This window comes from Actinomadura logoneensis (assembly GCF_003428695.1).
Taxonomy (GTDB): domain Bacteria; phylum Actinomycetota; class Actinomycetes; order Streptosporangiales; family Streptosporangiaceae; genus Spirillospora; species Spirillospora logoneensis.
On the sequence record NZ_QURH01000115.1, the window covers coordinates 21,088 to 40,853 of the forward strand.

A 19,766-nucleotide genomic window follows, 5' to 3' on the forward strand; every position below is an offset into this window, starting at 1 on the left:
GAAGCACCGGCGGCGAGCCGCAGTGACGCTCGGGCGGCGAGAGGCTACTTCTTGCCGCCCTTGTCGCTGGACGAGGACTCGCCGGTGGACAGCGCGGCGACGAACGCCTCCTGCGGGACGTCCACCCGGCCGATCGTCTTCATCCGCTTCTTGCCCTCCTTCTGCTTCTCCAGCAGCTTGCGCTTACGGGAGATGTCGCCGCCGTAGCACTTGGCGAGGACGTCCTTGCGGATGGCGCGGATGTTCTCGCGCGCGATGATGCGCGCGCCGACGGCGGCCTGGATGGGCACCTCGTACTGCTGCCTCGGGATGAGCTCCTTCAGCTTGGAGGTCATCATCAGGCCGTACTCGCGGGCCTTCTCCTTGTGCACGATCTGGCTGAACGCGTCGACCGACTCGCCCTGCAGCAGGATGTCGACCTTGACCAGGTCGGACTCCTGCTCGCCCGCGGGCTCGTAGTCGAGCGACGCGTAGCCGCGGGTGCGGGACTTCAGCTGGTCGAAGAAGTCGAAGATGATCTCGGCGAGCGGCAGCGTGTACCGGATCTCGACCCGGTCCTCCGACAGGTAGTCCATGCCGAGCAGCACGCCGCGCCGGGACTGGCACAGATCCATGATCGCGCCGATGTGGTCGGACGGGCTGAGCAGCGTCGCCTTCACCACCGGCTCGTACACACCGGCGATCTTGCCCTCGGGGAACTCGCTGGGGTTGGTGACGACGTGCTCGGAGCCGTCCTCCATCACCACCCGGTAGACGACGTTCGGCGCGGTGGAGATCAGCGAGAGGTTGAACTCGCGCTCCAGCCGCTCCCGGACGATCTCCATGTGCAGCAGGCCGAGGAAGCCGCAGCGGAACCCGAATCCGAGCGCCGCCGACGTCTCCGGCTCGTAGATCAGCGCGGCGTCGTTCAGCTGCAGCTTGTCCAGCGCGTCCCGCAGGTCGGGGTACTGGTCGCCGTCCATCGGGTAGAGGCCCGAGAACACCATGGGCTTGGGGTCCTGGTAGCCGCCGAGCGCCTCGGCGGCGGGCCGGGTCGCGCCGGTGACGGTGTCGCCGACGCGCGCCTGCCGGACGTCCTTCACGCCGGTGATCAGGTAGCCGACCTCGCCGACGCCGAGCCCGCCGACCGGCTTGGGCTCCGGCGAGATGACCCCGACCTCGAGCGTCTCGTGGGCCACGCCGGTCGACATCATCAGCGACTTCTCGCGCCGGGACAGGTGCCCGTCGACGATCCGGACGTAGGTGACCACGCCCCGGTAGGTGTCGTAGACCGAGTCGAAGATCAGCGCGCGGGCCGGGCCGTCCGGGTCGCCGACCGGCGCCGGGACGGTCTCGACCACGCGGTTCAGCAGCTCGGCGACGCCCTCGCCGGTCTTGCCGGAGACCTTGAGCACGTCGGACGGGTCGCAGCCGATGATCCCGGCCAGCTCCTCGGCGTACTTCTCCGGCTGCGCGGCGGGCAGGTCGATCTTGTTCAGCACCGGGATGAGGTGCAGGTCGGCGTCCAGCGCCAGGTACAGGTTGGCGAGGGTCTGCGCCTCGATGCCCTGGGCCGCGTCCACCAGCAGGATCGCGCCCTCGCACGCCGCCAGCGACCGGGACACCTCGTAGGAGAAGTCCACGTGGCCGGGGGTGTCGATCAGGTTCAGGACGTAGTCGGTGCCGTCCGGGCCGCGCCAGGGCAGCCGGACCGCCTGCGACTTGATCGTGATGCCGCGCTCGCGCTCGATGTCCATCCGGTCGAGGTACTGCGCGCGCATCTGGCGTTCCTCGACGACCCCGGTGAGCTGCAGCATGCGGTCGGCCAGGGTCGACTTGCCGTGGTCGATGTGCGCGATGATGCAGAAGTTGCGGATGATCGCGGGGTCGGTCTTGTTGGGCTCAGGCGCAGGCACCGGGATCCGTTCGCAAACTCACTGGTGGACAGGACATGGCAGACTCCAGCTACCGCCTTCCATGGTCCCATGCCCCCGGGGATGCTCCGTGCACCGCCCCGGACGGCCCGGGATTCCCGGCTCGGTTTTGGGCGGAGGCGGTGGATTGGTAAGCTGTGCGACTGCGTGTGGCGTAGCGTCGTGCCTAGGGGCACCGTCCGCCCCGTTCAACGTTCGTACAATCTCGGGCGCGCGGCCGTCGTGCGCCGGGAACCAGGATCGCAACCAAGGCTGAGGCACTACGACGTGGCTAACATCAAGTCCCAGATCAAGCGGAACAAGCAGAACGAGAAGGCTCGCCTGCGGAACAAGGCCGTCAAGTCCGAGCTGAAGACGGCGATCCGCAAGTTCCGCGAGGCCGCCGAGGCCGGCGACACCGACGCCGCGGTCGCCGCGCAGCGTGACGCCGCCCGCAAGCTCGACAAGGCCGTGAGCAAGGGCGTCATCCACAAGAACCAGGCCGCCAACCGCAAGTCGGCCATCGCCAAGCGCGCCGCCGAGCTGGCCAAGTAAGGCCGCCTCCCAGGCTCTTTCACGACGAGGCCGTCGTCCCCACCCCGGGGACGACGGCCTCGTCGTCGTCCCCGGGGGTCGAACCCGGCGGCGCGGCGCGGCTACCGTGGCGGGTATGGACGACCGCCGCATGGTGAAGATCTCGAAGTATCTCGCCAAGCACCTGCGGCACCGCCCGGACCGGATCGGGCTGACCCTGACCGCGGACGGCTGGGCCGACGTGGACGAACTGCTCGTCGCCGCCCGCCGCCACGGCTTCCCGATCACCCGCGCCGAGCTGGAGCAGGTCGTCGCGGCCAACGACAAGCGCCGCTACGCCTACGACGGCCGCCGCATCCGCGCCAGCCAGGGGCATTCGGTGCCGGTGGACCTGGGGCTGGCGAGCGCGGCCCCGCCGCCCGTCCTCTTCCACGGGACGGTCGCGCCCGCGCTCGACGCGATCATGAGCGAGGGCCTGCTGCCGATGGGGCGGCACGCCGTCCACCTGTCCGCCGACCGCGCCACGGCCGAGCGCGTGGGGGCGCGCCGCGGCGCACCGGTCGTGTTGGCCGTCGCCGCCGCCGAGATGGCGGCGGACGGCCACGAGTTCCACCTCAGCGAGAACGGCGTCTGGCTCGTCGGGCACGTCCCCGTGCGCTACCTGACCCGGCAGTCGGCGCGGACGAGCGCGACCGTTTCCGGCCAGGACAGCGGGTTGGGCAGCCCGTCGGGGACGGGACCGTCCTGCGGTCCGAACAGGTAGCGGTGCGGGACGACCCCGGCCAGCGCGCGATGCACGCCGACCCGGTCGTCGATCATGTGAGTGATGCCCAGTTCCGCGCAGTGGACGGCCTTCTGCGCCCGTTTGCGGCAGAACCGGATGTTGCGCCGTGGGAGCCCGGTCCGTCCGGCGACATCGTGGTGGTCGAGCCAGGCGAGGGTCCTGCGCTGAACGCGCTCACCGCACTTGGAGATGATCCACACGCGTCCGCCGAACAGCCGGACGAGCTCCTCCAGCGCCTCGAACGCCCCCTCGTTGGGCGGGGAGGCGAGGGCGTCGCGCATCGTCCCGCCGAGGAACGCGGTGTCGGCTTTTCCCGGCGCCAGCGGGCCGCCCTGGATCACGCGTCCGAAGTCGACGCCGAGTCTGGGTTCCATGCCCCCAGCGTTCCGACCGGAGAACTCCAGTAGAACTATCTTTTGACGCCTCTCCTATAGCTTGTTCCTATGGATCGGCTCTCGACCGACGCGCTCGCCGCCTTCGCCGTGTTCGCGGCCCGCCTCAACTTCACCCGCGCCGCCGAGGAACTCCACATCTCGCAGCCCGCCCTGCACACCAAGATCCGCAAGCTCGCGGACGACCTGGGCCGCCCCCTCTACCGCCGCCAGGGCCGCACCCTCGTCCTCACCCCGGACGGCGAGCGCCTCGCCCGCTTCGCCCGCGAACTGGACGACCGCATGTCGGCGTTCCTCTCCGGCCTCGACGGCGCGTCCCGGACCCGCGTGCCCGTCCTCGCGGCGGGCGAGGGCGCCTACCTGTACCTGCTCGGCCCCGCCATCCGCCGCCTCCACTCCGACACGGGCGTCCGCCTCGTCAACGGCGACCGCGCACGCGTCCTGTCGGCCGTCCGGACCGGCGCCGCGGACGTCGGCGTCGCCGTCCTGGACGTCCTCCCCGCCGACCTCACCGCGACCCCACTGGCGACGTTCCCGCAGGTCCTGTCGATGCCCGCCACCCACCACCTGGCGGCCCGCCGGACCCTGACCCTGCGGGACCTCGCCGGAAGCGCCCTGGTCGTCCCGCCCCCGCACGGCCCGCACCGCACGTCCCTGGAACGGGCGCTGCGGGCCGCGAACGTCCCCTGGAGTGTCGCGGTCGAGGCGTCCGGCTGGCCCCTGATCCTGCACCTGGTCGCCCTGGGCGCCGGACCGGCCGTCGTGAACGGCTGCGTCCCGCCTCCTCCGGGCCTCGTCCACCGGGAGATCACCGACCTCCCGCCCGTCGAGTACCACACCGTCCACCACCCGGACCGCGCCCAGGACCCCGCCGTCACCACCCTCCTCACCACCCTTCACCAGTAGCCACTGACGCCCCGTCGCGCACCGGTGATCGGCTGGTCACTGGTCCGACGGGCCGCGGGCGGCCCGCCGGGCGTTCTGGCTGTTGGGTCAGGGCGGCGGGAGGGGTGTGGCATTGTTGGAGGGTGCCAGTGGACGCCATCACGTTGATCGTCGGAGACGAGGAACTGCTCATCGAGCGGGCGGTCGGAGACGTGGTCGCCGCGGCTCGGGCGGACGATCCGGAGACCGAGGTCATCGACCTGATGCCCGGCGGGCTGGAGCCGGGGCGGCTGGCCGAGTTGACGTCGCCCTCGCTGTTCGGCGGGGCGAAGGTGCTGGTGCTGCGGGCGTCGCAGGATCTGAACAAGGACCTGGCGGCCGAGGTCCTGGCCTATGTGAAGAACCCCGCGCCGGAAGTCGCGCTGGTCGCCGTGCACGCCGGCGGGGCCAGGGGCAAGGCCGTGGCGGACGGGCTCTCCAAGGCCGGAGCACGGAAGGTCGCCTGCCCCAAGATCACCAAGGTGGGCGAGCGCATCGACTTCGTGCGTGCCGAGATCCGGCGGCACGGAGGGAAGATCTCCGCCGACGGAGCACGGACGCTGGTGGACGCGGTCGGCAACGACCTGCGGGAACTGGCCGCCGCCGCCAGCCAGTTGGTGGCGGACACCGGCGGGAAGGTCGATGACGCCGCGATCGCCCGCTACTACCGGGGACGCGCCGAGGTCAGCGGCTTCACGGTCGCGGACAAGGCGATCGAGGGGCAGCTCGCGGACGCGCTGGAACAGTTGCGGTGGGCGCTCGCGACGGGCGTGGCTCCGGTTCTGATCGTGAGCGCGCTGGCGCAGGGCGTGCGCGGGCTGGCCAAGGTCGGCGGTGCACCTCGCGGGGCGCGGGGTGCGTCGCTGGCCAAGGAACTGGGCATGCCCCCGTGGAAGATCGACCGTGTGCAGCGCCAGTTGCGCGGCTGGTCCGGAGACGGCGTGGCCCGAGCCCTGACCGTCGTCGCCGACGCCGACGCCCAGGTCAAGGGCGGCGCGGCCGACCCCGCGTACGCACTGGAGAAAGCGGTGTCAGACATAGTCGCCGCCCGCTCCACCCGCTGACCTCCTTTCCCCACCTGCCCGGTCCCCCACCACGCGTGGCCCAGCCGCGTCCGGCCTCTGACACGAGCGGCCCCCGCGCGCCCGCCCCCAAACAGGACCCAACACGGTCTCCCCTCCCAGGACGGGGCCACGACGCGCCAACTCTCCGACCTGCTCGGCCTTCGACACGGGTGGCATCTGGAAGGACCTGCTGCTGGCGCCTGATGGCGGGTGAAGAGTTGAGCTTGGAGGATGAGGAGCCTGGCCTGCTTGCCGAAAACCGAGTGGACGGCTCTGAAAGGACTTCGGGGGCCGACGTGAGGTCAGGCGGAGGCCGCTTGTAGGAGGGTTTCGGCTGCGGTAGTGCGGGCGTAGAGGACGGAACGGCCGACGCGGTGGGCGCTGACCAGGCCCGCGTTGCGCAGCGCGGTGAGATTTTGGGACACCCCCGCGGGGGAAAGGCCGGTGCGGCGGGCCAGTTGCGTGGTCGAGGCCGGGATCTCCAACTCGGTCAGCAGCAGGGTCCGTGAGCGGCCCAGCACGGCGGAGAGCGGGTCGGTTCGTGTGACGGGCCGTGCCTGCCAGAGTGAGCCGACACCGCGTGCCTGATAGGCGAGTTGGGGTGGATCCGGCGGTGTCGTTCGGGTGCGCAGCCCTGGTCCGGTGAAGGCGGAGGGGATCAGCACCAGTCCCGCGCCTGCCGTCGTGCGGACCAGTGGCTGCTTTCTGCGGGCCATCCGCAGCGCGTTGTCGTCCCAGCTCAGCGACGTGTGCAGGTCGTTGAGGAGGTGGCCCGCGCCGCGCTCGGCGGCCAGCCGGGCCCGGTGGAGGATGTCCGCGTCCAGGACTGCCCGGATTCGGGCCCAGTAGGGGGCGAGTGCCAGTTCCCAGTAGGTTTCGATCTCCTCTGTGACCTTGCCCAGGAGACCCTGTGGGTCGTTGTGCAGGGCTCGTAGCCGGCGGCCGAGGGTTCCCTGGTGGCGGGCCAGATGGTCGAGGTCCTGGCGTACCCGGTCGGCGGACGCGGCCAGGATCGCCTCCCGCTCCGCCGCCGGGGTGGGGGCCGGTCCGGCGGGAGCCGGGTTGAGAAAGTAGGGGACGTAGCCGGCGGTGGGCGGGATCAGCTCGCAGAGCCATCCCCGGTCCAGCCCGGCGGCCACCCAGCGCGGCCGTACCTGGTCGACCCAGGGCCGGTGGACCGGATGCGGAGTGCCGGACCTCAGCAGTCGGAAGCTGGGCGCGATTTCCCACATCGCTGAGACGGCGAACCGCACCTGCGCCAGATCGCTCGTCGAGAACGCCAGCTCCGCCAGGACGACCACCCTCAACAGATTCAGGCATGTACGAATGGATGGCGGGTCAGCCTACCGTGCGGAGATCATCCCGCCATGACCCCACAGACGATCAGCGCAGCGGCATCGGGCACCTGGAAGCTCGGCGACCTGACGGTCAACCGGATCGGTTTCGGCGCGATGCGCCTGCCGCAGCACGGTGAGGCGTTCGCGGACGACGCCGTCCCACGCGACCGCGACCAGGCGATCCGTGTGCTGCGCCGCGCGGTCGAGCTCGGCGTGAACCACATCGACACCGCCGCGTTCTACTTCTCGGCGCTGCGCTCGGCCAACGAACTGATCAACCAGGCGCTGGCCCCCTACCCGGACGACCTCGTCATCACCACCAAGGTCGGGCCGGGCCGCGATCCCTCGGGCGGGTGGCTGCCGCACGCCACCCCCGGGCAACTGCGCGGCCAGGTCGAGGAGAACCTGCGCCGGCTCGGCCGCGACCACCTCGACGTGGTGAACCTGCGCATCGTCGGCACCGACTCGATCGCCGAACGCTTCGGCGCGCTCGCCGAACTGCGCGAGGCCGGACTCATCCGTCACCTGGGTCTGTCCAACGTCCGCCCTCACCACCTCGCCGAGGCCCAGGCCATCGCGCCGGTGGTCTGCGTCCAGAACATGTACGGTATCGGCGCATCCCGCGAGCAGAGGGCGTTCCTGGACCTCTGCGGTGAACGCCGCATCGCGTTCGTGCCGTTCTACTCGATCGCCGGCGCCGGACGCACCGCCGGCGCGACCACCGACCACCACCCGCAGGAGCGCACGATCGCCCGTGCCCACGGCGTCGGCCCAGCGCAGATCCGGCTGGCGTGGACGCTGCACCAGGGTTCCCACGTCCTGGCCATCCCCGGCACCGGCGACCTCGACCACCTAGTCCAGAACGTCAGCGCCGGCTCCCTACGCCTGTCGGAGGAAGAACTCAGCACCCTGGACTCCCTCCCCCACGACACGGCATGAGCAAGCCCCCCATGACATTGATCCACTTCCGCCGATCGGCCCGTCTGCCTCACCTGCTCCTGCCGCCGTTCCATCTGCTGCCCGTCGCCGACCGGCAACGGCTGAAGAAGGCAACCAACGTTCACAGGACTCCGCACACACGGACACCCTGCGCGCCAGACGGGACCGGTTCGCCAGCGGTGGCCTGCCGGCCCGGCCCGACAGCAAACGCAGCGAACGCCCGGCCCGCCTCACCCCCCGCGCAGGCCACCAAGGCCAAGGCCCTGGCCTGCCAACTTCCGGCCCAGACCCGGATGACGCGGGCACGCTGGACGCGCCCGGAACCGGCCGCCGAACTGCCTGCACGCAGGACATCACCGACACCCCTCAGCGCCCACACCCGACAACTCCCGGCCCAGACCGGGACGCCGCTGGCACGCTGGTCGTGCCTGGAACTGGCCGCCGAGCTGGCCGCGCGCCGCGTCACCGACACTGTCTCGGCGTCCACCGTGCGGCGCTGGCTCTGCCAGGACGCGCTCAAGCGCTGGCAGCACCAGACCTGAATCTTCATTCGGGGCCCGGACTTCCGTGCCGAGATCCAGCGCGTCCTTGGCCTGTACGGCCGAACCTACGAAGGCGCACCCCTCGGTACCGTCAGGCGTCCGGTCGGCTGGGGGGATCAGTGGCGGGCGACGGTGGCCAGGCCTGCGCGGGTTCGGACTACGGCTATGTCTCCTTGCTGGTCGGTGCGGAGGACGCGAACACCCAGGTGCTGGAGGAGGCCGACGGTGTGCGGGGACGGGTGGCCGTAGTCGTTGTCCTTTCCGACGGAGACCAGGCCGATGGAGGCGTGGGCGGCGGCCAGGAAGGGGCGGTGCTGGCTGCGGGAGCCGTGGTGCGGGACCTTCAGGACCTGGACGTGCGGCAACGACGGCACCAGCGCTTCCTGGGCCTCCGTCTCGACGTCGCCCGGCAGCAACGCGCTGAACCCGGGCCGGGACGCGACCAGGACGATGCTCGCGTTGTTAATGATCGTTCCGTCGCCCTGCGCGGTGAGGCGGGGTCCGGTCACCGGCGGGGCGAGGACGGTCAGGGAGAGGTCTCCGAGATGCCACGTCTCGCCCGGCTGAGCGGGACGTATGGGGACGCCGCCCGCGAACCGGGCCTCGCGGCCGAATCCCAGCGGGGTGACCAGGCCCAGTCCGACGCGCCTGCCGTGCCGGACGCCCGGCACCCCGTTGATGTGGTCGGCGTGCGGATGGGTCAACACCAGGAGCGGCACCTCCCGGACACGCAGACGGCGCAGGCAGCCGTCGATGGCGCTGGGTTCCGGTCCCGCGTCCACCACGACCGCGCTTCCCGGTCCTGCCGCCAGAACGAGGCCGTCGCCCTGGCCGACATCGCACGCGACGAGCTGCCAGCCTGGAGGCGGCCAGCCGGGGGCGAGGACGTTCATGCACACGACGCCCGCCAGAGTCCCCGCGATCGCGGCGGCGAACAGGAGGCGCAGACGTCGCGACCGCAGCATCGCGACGGTGATGGCTCCCGCGGTGAGCAGCCCGACCGCTCCCAGCGCGCCGCTCGCCCAGGGCAGGGTGGCATAGGGCAGCGCCGAGGCCGTCCGTGCGACCCAGATGATCCACCGGACCGGGTACTCCGCCGGCCAGAGGATCAGCCCGGCCAGGCCCGGGGAGAACGGCGCGACCACGGCGCCCGCGGCGCCGAACAGCGTGGCGGGTGCCACGGCGGGGTCGGCGAGCAGGTTGGCGGCGATCGAGACCACGCCCAGCTCGCCCGACATCATCACCAGGATCGGCGCCACCGCCAGTTCGGCGGCCACCGCCACCGCGACGGCGTCCGCGATCCGGTCGGGCAGCCTGCGCCGCAGGCGTTCCCGCCAGGGCGGCGCGAGGATGAGCAGGCCCGCGGTCGCGGCTGCCGAGAGCGCGAACCCGTACGACCGGCTCAGCTCCGGATCGACCAGGACGAGCAGGAGCACGGCCCCGGCCAGCGCGGGGACTCCCTGGCGCGGCCGGCCGGTGAACAAGGCCAGAAGGCCGACGGTCGCCATGACGGCCGCGCGCAACACGCTCGGGTCGGGGCGGGCGACCACGACGAAGCCGATGACCGCGAGCCCGGCGATGATCGGCGCGCCGCGCCTGCCGAGGCCCGCCATCCGGCAGAGCGCCAGGACGGCTCCGACGACGATCGCCAGGTTCGCACCGGAGACGACGAGCAGGTGGCTCAGTCCGGCCGTCGTGAAGTCCTCGGCGAGGTCCGGATCGAGGCGCGAGGTGTCTCCGACGACCATGGCGGGGAGCACGCCGCGAGCGTCCGGATGCAGGACGTTCGCCGCCTGCCTCAGTTTCGCGCGGATGGCACCGGCCGTCCGCTGAAGGCCCGACGGTCCCCCGACCACGGACGGCGGCCCCCGAACAAGGACGACCCCCGCCAGCAGCTCCGCATGCTTGGGCGGAACGAGGCGACCAGCGCACCTCACCTTCATACTCGGGATCAGCCTGCTCCACTCCCGTCCGGACGCGAGCAGCAGGACCGGGACCCTCGTCCGAACCAGCCCCTCGCGTCCCTCGACGCGCTCGACCCGCGCCCGGACGATCACCAGTTCCCGCCCGCCGACACGCTTGACCTTCGGATCGCCCGCCACGGCGACGACCATCGCCGCGCTGCGATGCGCCCGCGCGTCCGCGAACACCGGCCCCGACCGCACGGCGGACGTCCGGAGCCCGACGCCGGTGGCCGAAGCCGCCGCACAGAGCAGCCCCACTCCCCCGACCACCGCCCAGCCTCCCAAGACCCCGCTCCAGTCGCCCCTACGCCTTCCACCGAGACGACGGCCGCTCCCCGCGAGCCAACCGCCGCCCCTATCCCTCTCCCTCTCCTTCTCGGCAGACCTGCCCCCTCCGTCCCCACAAGTCCCGGAAGCGGGGGTGGATGCTGAGGGCACGCGGCTGAACTCGTGTGCTGCCGAGTTCGCGTCCTCGGTAGTTCCGGCGAATGGCGACTCATGGACGTTGCGCTCCTTCTGGACTCCGCTCCCAGAGACGCGCGACCTGCCCTTCTCCCCTCTCCGCCGGGCACGGAGCAGGAGGCCGCCTGCTACCAGGGCGCAGGCGACGGCCAGGATGTAGCACGTCGATGCGGCCTGTCCGAGGCAGACGAAGGCTCCAGCCCACGCGCCGAAGGCGGGAGCGACCAGGCGCAGATCGACCTCGGCTGCCGGGTCGTCTTCCTCTAGCGCGACCCCGCGAGCTGTCACCGAGCCGCCTCGGGAGGCGAAGCCAACCCTCGTAGCGGAGGCGCCCAGGGCGGAGACATCCCTGGAGGCGGAAGCGTCCCCGGAGGCGGAAGCGTCCCTGGGGGCGGAGGCGACTGCCGGGGATGACAGAGGTGGGTCGTCGGACGGCGGCTCTTCGTTGCGTGACCTCATCTTCCTCCTTCCGACAAGGGGCGGTTTCGTGAGCATGGACGTGGGGCGCGGCTGAGCTTGAGCGCTACCGGCCTGGTGTCCTCAGCAGTTCCGGCGAACGATGGCTCGTGGGATGAGCGCCACGCGGGCAGCTCGGCTTGGGTCCCGCCGGATGGGTTGCTGGGTCTTCCGGCAAGTGGTGGTCGTGGGCATGGACGCTTGGAGCAGACGGCTGGGCTCAGGTACGGCCGGGCTGGCCTCCTCGAACTTCCGGCGAGTAGTTGATATGCGGGCGTGGACACTGGGCGTGCACAGCCGAGCTGAAGCACAGCGCGCGTCCAGCCTTCCTGGGGATGCTGGTCAAGGGCGGGACGCCGGGGGCGAGCGGCTGGGGCTGAGTGTTTTCTGGAAGGGAGTCATCCCGGGGCGGTGAGCAGGGGTTTCAGGTCGGTCAGGCGGCGGGCTCCTATGCCGGGGACGTCCTGGAGCTGGTCGACGGTGCGGAACGGGCCGTGCTGGGTGCGGTAGTCGATGATGCGACGGGCGAGGACCGGGCCGACACCGGGCAACTGGTCGAGTTGTTCGGCCGTCGCCGTGTTCAGGTCCAGCGGGGACGCGGAGGCTCCGGACGAACCGGAGGAGGCGCCGGAGGTCGGGCCGCCGGGCGGGGCCGGGCCCTGCCCGGGTGCGGGGGCGGGCGGACGGATTCCGACGGCGATCTGCTCACCGTCCATGAGTTTGCGGGCGAGGTTCAGGGCGCCCGTGTCGGCGCCTGCGCGTACACCGCCGGCGGCGTTGAGAGCGTCCGCGACCCGTGAACCGGCGGCGAGGGTCAGCACTCCCGGACGGCGCACCTTGCCGATCACCTGGACCACCAGCTGGGTGCCACCGCTCGGGACGCCGGACGGCGGCCCGCTCGCCGTCACCGACAACGAGGGTGTTGTGGCGGCGGCGGTCGTCACCGGTTCGGGGCGCGGACGCGCCATCCACAGGTAGCCGACCGCCACCAGCACCGCGACGGCCCCGACGATGACGAGGGCGCGTACACCGCCCATGCCCGGATCCAGGCGGTCGCGCTCCAGGAGGCCCTTGGCGCGGGTCAGGAGGCGTTTGGAGACCGGCTCGGCGGAGTGAGAGCCGTCATGGTGATCGCGGACTGCGGAAGGAGATCTGACCGGGCGGCGTTTCGAGGATCTCGGGGCGGCGTCGGGTGGTGGTTCGGCGTCCAGCTGGCGCAGGCGCGGGGGCCTCAGCGCGTCCGCTCCCGGTTCGGCCGCTGCCTCCGTCCACCGGGCGGGACGCTCGCTCGCGCCGGAGTGGATACCGGCGACCTCTTCCCCGGCGTGGGCCGTCTCGGTCGCAAAGAAATCACTCAGGGCTTGGTCTGACGCCGTGGGGAAAACGGGGCGGGTGGGGCCTGAGCGCACGTGAGCGGACGGTGGGGCCGCTGTGTCGAAAACGTCCATGCATAGGACGTTAGGAGGCTGTGAGCGTCCAGTGAAAGCGCTGCCCCGAACTGTGGATAACCGCCATTCTCCCTGGTGGCGAAGTTACTCACTCGGTACGATCGAGATCGATCTCCTCGGCCTCAGGATTCCTTTTCGGACGACCGGAACCACAACTCCGGACGTCCGTGTTTTTCCTGGCCAAGTCGCTGACTCTGTGTGCGTGATGCGGCTCATTGTTCGGAGTCAGGCGCGCTTAGCGGAGCAATCCCCCGATATGACCCCTATCTGCTGACAGCGGGAGTACATGGCGGGGCAGGCCCCGGTACGCAGTTCGGTGTCAGAGCTGCGGGGCGACCACCACGCCCATCATGCCGGGGCCGACGTGGGCGCCGATGACCGGGCCGACTTCGCCCACGTAGACGTCCACCACGTTCGGGATGCGGGTTCGGAGTGCGGCGGCGAGCGTTTCGGCGCGCGCCGCGGCGGCGAGGTGCTGGATGCCCAGGTCCACCGGCCGGTCCGCGGCTTCGGCAACGGCGAGGTCGGCCAGCCGGGCCAGCGCCCGGGATGTCGTGCGCACCTTCTCCAACGGCACGATGCGTCCCGCCGAGATGCCCAACAGCGGCTTCACCATGAGGGCGGAGCCCAGCAGGTTGGCGGCAGCGCCGATGCGTCCGCCCCGGCGCAGGTGTTCGAGGTTGTCGACGTAGAACAGCGAGCGCGTGAGGGCGGCGCGGCGGCGCGCGGCGGCCACGACCTCGGCGGGCGTTCCCCCGCCTCGCGCCTCCGAGGCGGCGGACAGGACGGCGAAGCCCAGGCCCATGCCGATGCTGCCCGAGTCGACCACGTGGACGGGCACCGGCGATCCGGTCGCGGCGAGGCGCGCGGCCTCGACCGTTCCCGACATCGAGGCCGACAGGTGCACCGACACGACGGCGGTGGCGCCCGCGTCGGCGGCGGCCCGGTAAACCGAGGCGAAACGTTCCGGGGACGGCCGGGACGTCGTGACGCGGTGGCGTTCGCGCAGCACACGCGCGCTCTCGGCGGTCGCGGCCCGGTCCTCGTCGCGGACCTCGCCGCCGATCACGAGCTGCAGCGGGACGACCGTGACGTCGTGCCGGTCGGCGAGGTCCGGGGGAAGGTGGGACGAGGAGTCCGTGACGACCGCTACCGCGCTGCCCATGGGGGTGAGGCTACCCCCGGACACCCGCCCCTAGCCGATCGAAACAGGGCAAACCGTCCGACAGCGTCGAACCGGAGCGGATGCGCTCGGACGGCGGGAGACCGCGACCGCGCCGGAGCCGTATCCGGCGCGCGGTCGGCGGTCAGGGCTGGACGGGCACGCCGCCGCGCCACACGCGGAGCGCCCGCAGACCGAAGGCCCAGGCGAACGCGCCCTCGTGGTCGGCGTCCCACAGGACGAGGTCGGCGAGCATGCCGGGGGCGAGGGACCCGCGGTCGCCGACGCGCAGGGCGGCGGCGCCGCCGAGGGTGGCGGCGCGGAGGGCCTCGGTGACCGACAGGCCGTACATGGCGACGGCGAGGCCGATGACCAGCGGCATCGAGGTGATGCCGCACTGGCCGGGGTTGTGGTCGGTGCCGAGCGCGACGGTGACGCCGCGGTCGAGCATCGCGCGCACCGGCGCCGCGGGGCGCGACGAGTTGAGGGAGCTGCCGGGGCACACGGTCGCGGTGACACCCGCGTGCGCGAGGGCCTTCACGTCGTCGTCGTTGGCCTGGGTGAGCAGGTCGGCGGACGCGCAACCGACCTCGGCGGCGACCTGCGCCGCGCCGACGCGCTCGTTGGCGCAGGCGTGCATGCGCGCCTTGAGCCCGCTGCGCTTGCCGGTCAGCAGCAGGATGCGGGCCTCTTCGGCGGTGAAGTGCCCCTCGTCGCAGTACACGTCGATGGAGTCGGCGCCCGCGACGGCGGCGTCGCCGGCCCACTGGCGGACGGCCTCGATGTAGTCGCGGCGGCGGCCGAAGTACTCCGGCGGCAGGATGTGCGCGGCGAGGAAGGTGGCGTGGATGCGCGGCATGGACGGCTCGGACTCCAGCGACCGCAGCATCCGGATGTCGGCGAGCTCGCCGTCGCGGGTGAGGTGGTAGCCGGTCTTGGCCTCGACGGTGGTGGTGCCCGCGAGGATCCACTGCCGGAGCCGTTCGCGGACGCCGTTGCACAGCGTCCAGGGGTCGGTTCCGCGGGTCACGGTGACGGTGGAGTTGACGCCGCCGCCCGCCGCCGCGATGGCCGAATGGGACGAGCCGCTGGTGCGCATCGCGAGTTCGGCCCAGCGGTTGCCCGCGTAGACCGGGTGCGCGTGGGCGTCGATGAGGCCGGGCGTGACCAGGCCGCCGCCGAGGTTCTCCACGTGGTCGACGTCGACGATGTCGTCGATGATGCCGGGGACGCTCTGCGGCAGGTCGGAGGCCGGACCCGCCCACACGATGCGGTCGTCGTGGATCAGGACGGCGGCGTTGCTGCAGACGTCGGTGCCCGTCCAGAGACGTCCGATGTTAGTGAGCAGCCTGACCGTCACGGGGTCACCGCCCGGTGGGGGTGGGAACGCCGCGCGGCGTGCGGTCTGACGCCATGGACTGGGCCACCTGCTCTCGATACGGAACGCCGACTGGGTGCCGGCGGTTCATCTCTGGGGGAAGGGGTGATCCGCGGATCACCTTGAGCAACGAGACCGGAGATATCGGTTTCGTCACGGTAGTGCACTGAAGGCCCGGCGGACAACCTTCGCCCGGCCAACGCCGCGCCCCGCCGGAAAGTTCCCCGGTGGCGACGGCGTTCCCGGACGTGGGACCAGGTCATCCATGACTGGCATCCGGCCATAACCCGCCCAACATCCAATAAGCCGCCAAATACCGGGACGCACCGCATCGCCGCCATCACCCCACCCTTAGTCCTACGACCGTACGGATTCCGGCAGACCCGTCAAGCGGAATGGAGAAGCTGTCACCTGCCGGCGGCCGGACGGCTCCGGAAACGATCAGAGAACGGGTGCGACCGCACCATCGTACGACCGCACCCGTTCTCCGAGTCCGTGCTTCGTGAAGCTTTCCGTGAAGGGGCGCCGGGTCGCAAACGCGGATGTCCGCGCGTCCCGGCTCCAACGCCCGGACCAGCCGGAGGACGGTCCGGGCCGTCCAGCGAACGTTCAGCTAAGCCGCCGACGTAACCGGCCATCAGCACTCGCCGTCAGCACTCGCCGTCGGCACTCGCCGTCGGCACCGGCCGTCGGCACCAGCGCCGACACTTAGCGGTCGGCGCTCGCCGTGGCGCTCGAACAGGCCCTCGCCGGTCGGCGCTCGCCGTGGCGCTCGAACAGGCCCTCGCCCCGCGCAGAACTTCGCGTCCGTAAACGCCAGAGGACCCTCGGGGCGATGATCTGCCCCGAGGGTCCTCTGAAACGTTCACCAAGCCCCCGGAGGCCAGGCGGTCCGAGCCCGCCTGCCCTCAGGGGTCGTCAGGACGAGGCGGGAACCGGGTCCTCGTAGCGGGTGAGTTCGGCGGCCAGGTCCTCCGGGACGCGGGCCAGCAGGACGGTGCCCGCCGCCTCGTGCTCCTGCTTGAGGACCTCGCCCCGCTCGTGCACGGCCGTCACCAGGTCGCCCCGCTCGTACGGGAGCAGGACGCGGACCTCGCGCGCGAGGGTGGGGAGGTCGCGTTCGATGGCCTCCCGCAGCTCCTCGATGCCCTGCCCGGTGCGGGCCGAGACGACGACGCTGTGCGGCTCGCGCCGGCGCAGCCGGGCGATGGCCAGCGGGTCCGCCGCGTCCGCCTTGTTGATCACGATGAGCTCGGGCAGCGAGTCGGCGCCGATCTCCCGGAACACCTCGCGGACCGAGTCGATCTGGAGCTCGGGGTTCGGGTCGGAGCCGTCCACGACGTGCACGACCAGGTGCGCGTCGGTGACCTCCTCCAGAGTGGAGCGGAACGCCTCCACCAGCTGGTGCGGGAGGTGCCGGACGAACCCGACCGTGTCGGCGAGCGTGTAGGCCCGGCCGGACGGCGTGGTGGCGCGCCGGACGGTGGGGTCCAGGGTGGCGAACAGGGCGTTCTCCACCAGCACGCCCGCCCCGGTGAGCCGGTTGAGCAGGGACGACTTGCCCGCGTTGGTGTAGCCGGCGATGGCGACGGCGGGCACCATGTTGCGGCGGCGCTCGCCGCGCTTGGTGTCGCGGGCCTTGCCCATCTCGGCGATCTGGCGGCGCAGCTTGGCCATCCGGGTGCGGATCCGGCGCCGGTCCAGCTCGATCTTGGTCTCGCCGGGGCCTCGGCCGCCGATGCCGACGCCGCCCGCGGCGCGCCCGCCGACCTGCCGGGACAGGTTGCCGCCCCAGCCGCGCAGGCGCGGCAGCAGGTAGTTCAGCTGGGCGAGCTCGACCTGCGCCTTGCCCTCGCGGCTCTTGGCGTGCTGGGCGAAGATGTCGAGGATCAGCGCGGTGCGGTCGATGACCTTGACCTGGACGATCTCCTCCAGGTGGCGCAGCTGGCTCGGGGCCAGCTCGCCGTCGCAGATCACCGTGTCGGCGCCGGTGGCGATCACGACGTCCCGCAGCTCCTGGGCCTTGCCGGAGCCGATGTAGGTCGCCGCGTCCGGCCGGGAGCGGCGCTGGGTGAGGCCCTCCAGGACCTGCGATCCGGCGGTCTCGGCGAGCAGCGCCAGTTCGCGGAGCGAGTTCTCGGCGTCCTCGGCGGTGCCCTCGGTCCAGACGCCGACCAGGACCACGCGCTCCAGGCGCAGCTTCCGGTACTCGACCTCGCTGACGTCTTCGAGTTCGGTGGACAGTCCCGCGACACGGCGCAGCGCCCGGCGCTCCTCGAGGTCGAGCTCCCCGGTCATGGGCTCGTCCCCGTCATGGGCGTCGAGGCCGGCGAGGTCGTCGAGGACGTCGTCGGTGCGGTGTTCAGAGAAAGGTTCAGTCATAGGCCCTCTGTCAAACGCCGTAGGAACCCGATCGATTCCCCACGACGGCTCGTACCCGCGCTGCACCACGGCATCCCCGCGATGTGCCCGTCCGGGCCGTCCGGCGGCTCCCGCGGTCCTCCCGCGCGCTTCGGAGGGATCGTCCCACGCGGCGCTCCGGCAGGTCACCCGATTATCCCGTCCCCGGCGGGGGGAGTTTCCTCCAGAGACCCCCGCTTTGACCCGGATCCGTACCGGCGAGTAGCGTACTCCACATAACAGAAGTCGAATTTCGCCAGGCGAAATTCGACCCCGGAGGCGGGTGCGGTGGCCGCGAGGCGCGGCCGGGCACGCGGCCGTACGGACACGCAGAAGCACGACACGCAGACGCACGACATTGCAGACGCACGACACGCAGACGCACGACACGCAGACGTACGAACACACGGAAGGGCGGGCACCATGACCGACGGTGTCGAGGTCCGGGGACCTCTGGGCGAGCGCTACGACGAGATCCTCACCCCCGAGGCTCTCGGCCTGCTCGCCACTCTGCAGCGCGAGTTCGGCGGGCGCCGCAAGGAGCTGCTGAAGGCCCGCGAGGAGCGCCAGGAGCGGCTCTCGGCGGGCGGCACGCTGGACTTCCTCCCGGAGACGGCCGAGATCCGCACCGACGACAGCTGGCGCGTCGCCGACCCGGCGCCGGGCCTGCGGGACCGCCGCGTCGAGATCACCGGCCCGACCGACCGGAAGATGACGATCAACGCCCTGAACTCGGGCGCGAAGGTGTGGCTGGCGGACTTCGAGGACGCCAACACGCCGCTGTGGACGAACATGATCGAGGGCCAGCTGAACCTGCGGGACGCCCTCGACCGCACGATCGACTTCACCGACGACAGGAGCGGCAAGTCCTACGCCCTCAAGGACGACGCCGAGCTCGCCACCATCGTCGTCCGCCCGCGCGGCTGGCACATGGAGGAGAAGCACCTGCTGGTGGACGGCGAGCCGATGTCCGGCTCCCTGTTCGACTTCGGCCTGTACTTCTTCCACTGCGCGCGCCGCCAGCTCGCCAAGGGCAAGGGCCCGTACTTCTACCTGCCCAAGATGGAGTCGCACCTGGAGGCCCGCCTCTGGAACGACGCCTTCAACCTGGCGCAGGACACCCTGGAGATCCCGCGCGGGACGATCCGCGCGACCGTCCTGATCGAGACCATCCCGGCCGCGTTCGAGATGGAGGAGATCCTCTACGAGCTGCGCGACCACTCCGCCGGGCTGAACGCGGGCCGCTGGGACTACCTGTTCAGCGTGATCAAGAAGTTCCGGGACCGGGGCGCCGACTACGTGCTGCCCGAGCGGAACGCGATCACGATGACCGCGCCGTTCATGCGCGCCTACACCGAACTGCTCGTGCGCACCTGCCACAAGCGCGGCGCGCACGCGATCGGCGGCATGGCCGCGTTCATCCCGTCCCGCAAGGACGCCGAGGTCAACAAGGTCGCGCTGGAGAAGGTCCGGGCGGACAAGACGCGCGAGTCGGGCGACGGATTCGACGGGTCCTGGGTCGCGCACCCCGACCTGGTGCCGGTCTGCCGCGAGGTGTTCGACGGCGTCCTCGGCGACCGGCCGAACCAGCGCGAGCGGCTCCGCGAGGACGTCAAGGTCTCGGCGGCCGACCTGCTGAACTTCAAGGCGACGCCGGGCGACATCACCGAGGCGGGCCTGCGCAACAACATCGACGTGGCGCTGCGCTACCTCGCGACCTGGCTGAACGGCTCGGGCGCGGTCGCGATCCACAACCTGATGGAGGACGCGGCGACCGCCGAGATCTCCCGCTCGCAGGTCTGGCAGTGGATCCGCAACGGCGTGACGCTCAAGGAGGGCGAGACGGTCACCCGCGAGCTGGTCGAGCGGCTGCTGGACGAGGAGCTCGCCAACATCCGCGCCGAGCTGGGCGACGCCTACAACGAGCCGCGCTTCAACGAGGCCGTGGCGCTGTTCAAGGAGGTCACGCTCGCGGACGAGTACTCCGAGTTCCTGACCACCCCGGCGTACATCCGCTTCCCGTAGGGAAGCACTCCCGCGTAGGGACTCCCGCATCACCCCGGGCGCGGCGGCCTCCAGGCGGGGCCG

15 protein-coding genes are annotated in these 19,766 nt (G+C 71.5%); 7 read left to right on the forward strand and 8 right to left on the reverse strand.

Annotated features, from left to right (window positions below; all coding sequences use genetic code 11):
- Positions 1–44: 44 nt before the first annotated feature.
- Positions 45–1,895 (reverse strand): translation elongation factor 4, encoded by a 1,851-nt coding sequence (gene lepA, locus DZF91_RS06295; RefSeq protein ID WP_117356548.1) that lies wholly within the window; start codon positions 1,893–1,895, stop codon positions 45–47.
- 285 nt (positions 1,896–2,180) lie between these two features.
- On the opposite strand from lepA, the gene rpsT reads away from it, so the two are divergent.
- Complete coding sequence (rpsT, locus tag DZF91_RS06300; protein ID WP_117356549.1) at positions 2,181–2,447, forward strand: 30S ribosomal protein S20; 267 nt, start codon at positions 2,181–2,183, stop codon at positions 2,445–2,447.
- Positions 2,448–2,562: 115 nt separating this feature from the next.
- Entirely contained in the window at positions 2,563–3,189 is a 627-nt protein-coding gene (locus tag DZF91_RS06305) for an RNA 2'-phosphotransferase (protein ID WP_117356550.1), read from the forward strand.
- Here the strand turns inward: DZF91_RS06305 and DZF91_RS06310 are convergent.
- On the reverse strand, positions 3,084–3,584 hold the full coding sequence (locus DZF91_RS06310) for a hypothetical protein (RefSeq protein WP_117356551.1): 501 nt from the start codon (positions 3,582–3,584) through the stop codon (positions 3,084–3,086). The genes DZF91_RS06305 and DZF91_RS06310 overlap by 106 nt on opposite strands.
- Before the next feature lie 69 nt (positions 3,585–3,653).
- On the opposite strand from DZF91_RS06310, the gene DZF91_RS06315 reads away from it, so the two are divergent.
- Positions 3,654–4,508, forward strand: a complete 855-nt coding sequence (locus DZF91_RS06315) for a LysR family transcriptional regulator (RefSeq protein ID WP_117356552.1) — start codon at positions 3,654–3,656, stop codon at positions 4,506–4,508.
- Between the two features lie 122 nt (positions 4,509–4,630).
- Complete coding sequence (gene holA, locus DZF91_RS06320; protein WP_117356553.1) at positions 4,631–5,590, forward strand: DNA polymerase III subunit delta; 960 nt, start codon at positions 4,631–4,633, stop codon at positions 5,588–5,590.
- 302 nt (positions 5,591–5,892) lie between these two features.
- Here the strand turns inward: holA and DZF91_RS06325 are convergent, their stop codons facing one another.
- Positions 5,893–6,891, reverse strand: a complete 999-nt coding sequence (locus DZF91_RS06325; protein WP_235834120.1) for an ArsR/SmtB family transcription factor — start codon at positions 6,889–6,891, stop codon at positions 5,893–5,895.
- Between the two features lie 66 nt (positions 6,892–6,957).
- Here DZF91_RS06325 and DZF91_RS06330 point away from each other — a divergent pair, with 66 nt between their 5' ends.
- Positions 6,958–7,866, forward strand: a complete 909-nt coding sequence (locus DZF91_RS06330; protein WP_117356554.1) for an aldo/keto reductase — start codon at positions 6,958–6,960, stop codon at positions 7,864–7,866.
- Positions 7,867–8,159: 293 nt separating this feature from the next.
- Positions 8,160–8,408 carry a hypothetical protein gene (locus DZF91_RS38800; protein ID WP_147341019.1) on the forward strand — a complete coding sequence of 83 codons (249 nt, stop codon included), beginning with the start codon at positions 8,160–8,162 and terminating at the stop codon, positions 8,406–8,408.
- Between the two features lie 116 nt (positions 8,409–8,524).
- Here DZF91_RS38800 and DZF91_RS06340 read toward each other — a convergent pair whose 3' ends face one another.
- The 5 genes from DZF91_RS06340 to hflX form a co-directional block, all read right to left on the reverse strand.
- Entirely contained in the window at positions 8,525–10,642 is a 2,118-nt protein-coding gene (locus tag DZF91_RS06340) for a ComEC/Rec2 family competence protein (RefSeq protein WP_235834121.1), read from the reverse strand.
- A gap of 1,046 nt (positions 10,643–11,688) precedes the next feature.
- Positions 11,689–12,327 carry a ComEA family DNA-binding protein gene (locus DZF91_RS06345; protein ID WP_117356557.1) on the reverse strand — a complete coding sequence of 213 codons (639 nt, stop codon included), beginning with the start codon at positions 12,325–12,327 and terminating at the stop codon, positions 11,689–11,691.
- A 730-nt stretch (positions 12,328–13,057) separates the two neighbouring features.
- Entirely contained in the window at positions 13,058–13,903 is an 846-nt protein-coding gene (locus tag DZF91_RS06350; protein WP_117356558.1) for a DegV family protein, read from the reverse strand.
- Positions 13,904–14,045: 142 nt separating this feature from the next.
- Complete coding sequence (hutI, locus tag DZF91_RS06355) at positions 14,046–15,260, reverse strand: imidazolonepropionase (protein WP_117356559.1); 1,215 nt, start codon at positions 15,258–15,260, stop codon at positions 14,046–14,048.
- Between the two features lie 936 nt (positions 15,261–16,196).
- Positions 16,197–17,660 (reverse strand): GTPase HflX, encoded by a 1,464-nt coding sequence (gene hflX, locus DZF91_RS06360; protein WP_117356560.1) that lies wholly within the window; start codon positions 17,658–17,660, stop codon positions 16,197–16,199.
- A 441-nt stretch (positions 17,661–18,101) separates the two neighbouring features.
- On the opposite strand from hflX, the gene aceB reads away from it, so the two are divergent.
- Positions 18,102–19,703 carry a malate synthase A gene (gene aceB / locus DZF91_RS06365; RefSeq protein WP_117356561.1) on the forward strand — a complete coding sequence of 534 codons (1,602 nt, stop codon included), beginning with the start codon at positions 18,102–18,104 and terminating at the stop codon, positions 19,701–19,703.
- Positions 19,704–19,766 lie beyond the last annotated feature (63 nt).

What these genes read in the sequence shown, in the direction of transcription:
- DZF91_RS06305 (WP_117356550.1), top strand. Translation starts at nt 2,563, where the DNA reads ATGGACGACCGCCGCATGGTGAAGATCTCGAAGTATCTCGCCAAGCAC.
- DZF91_RS06310 (WP_117356551.1), bottom strand. Translation starts at nt 3,584, where the DNA reads ATGGAACCCAGACTCGGCGTCGACTTCGGACGCGTGATCCAGGGCGGC.
- DZF91_RS06315 (WP_117356552.1), top strand. Translation starts at nt 3,654, where the DNA reads ATGGATCGGCTCTCGACCGACGCGCTCGCCGCCTTCGCCGTGTTCGCG.
- DZF91_RS06345 (WP_117356557.1), bottom strand. Translation starts at nt 12,327, where the DNA reads ATGGGCGGTGTACGCGCCCTCGTCATCGTCGGGGCCGTCGCGGTGCTG.
- DZF91_RS06350 (WP_117356558.1), bottom strand. Translation starts at nt 13,903, where the DNA reads ATGGGCAGCGCGGTAGCGGTCGTCACGGACTCCTCGTCCCACCTTCCC.
- DZF91_RS38800 (WP_147341019.1), top strand. Translation starts at nt 8,160, where the DNA reads ATGACGCGGGCACGCTGGACGCGCCCGGAACCGGCCGCCGAACTGCCT.
- hflX (WP_117356560.1), bottom strand. Translation starts at nt 17,660, where the DNA reads ATGACTGAACCTTTCTCTGAACACCGCACCGACGACGTCCTCGACGAC.
- aceB (WP_117356561.1), top strand. Translation starts at nt 18,102, where the DNA reads ATGACCGACGGTGTCGAGGTCCGGGGACCTCTGGGCGAGCGCTACGAC.
- DZF91_RS06330 (WP_117356554.1), top strand. Translation starts at nt 6,958, where the DNA reads ATGACCCCACAGACGATCAGCGCAGCGGCATCGGGCACCTGGAAGCTC.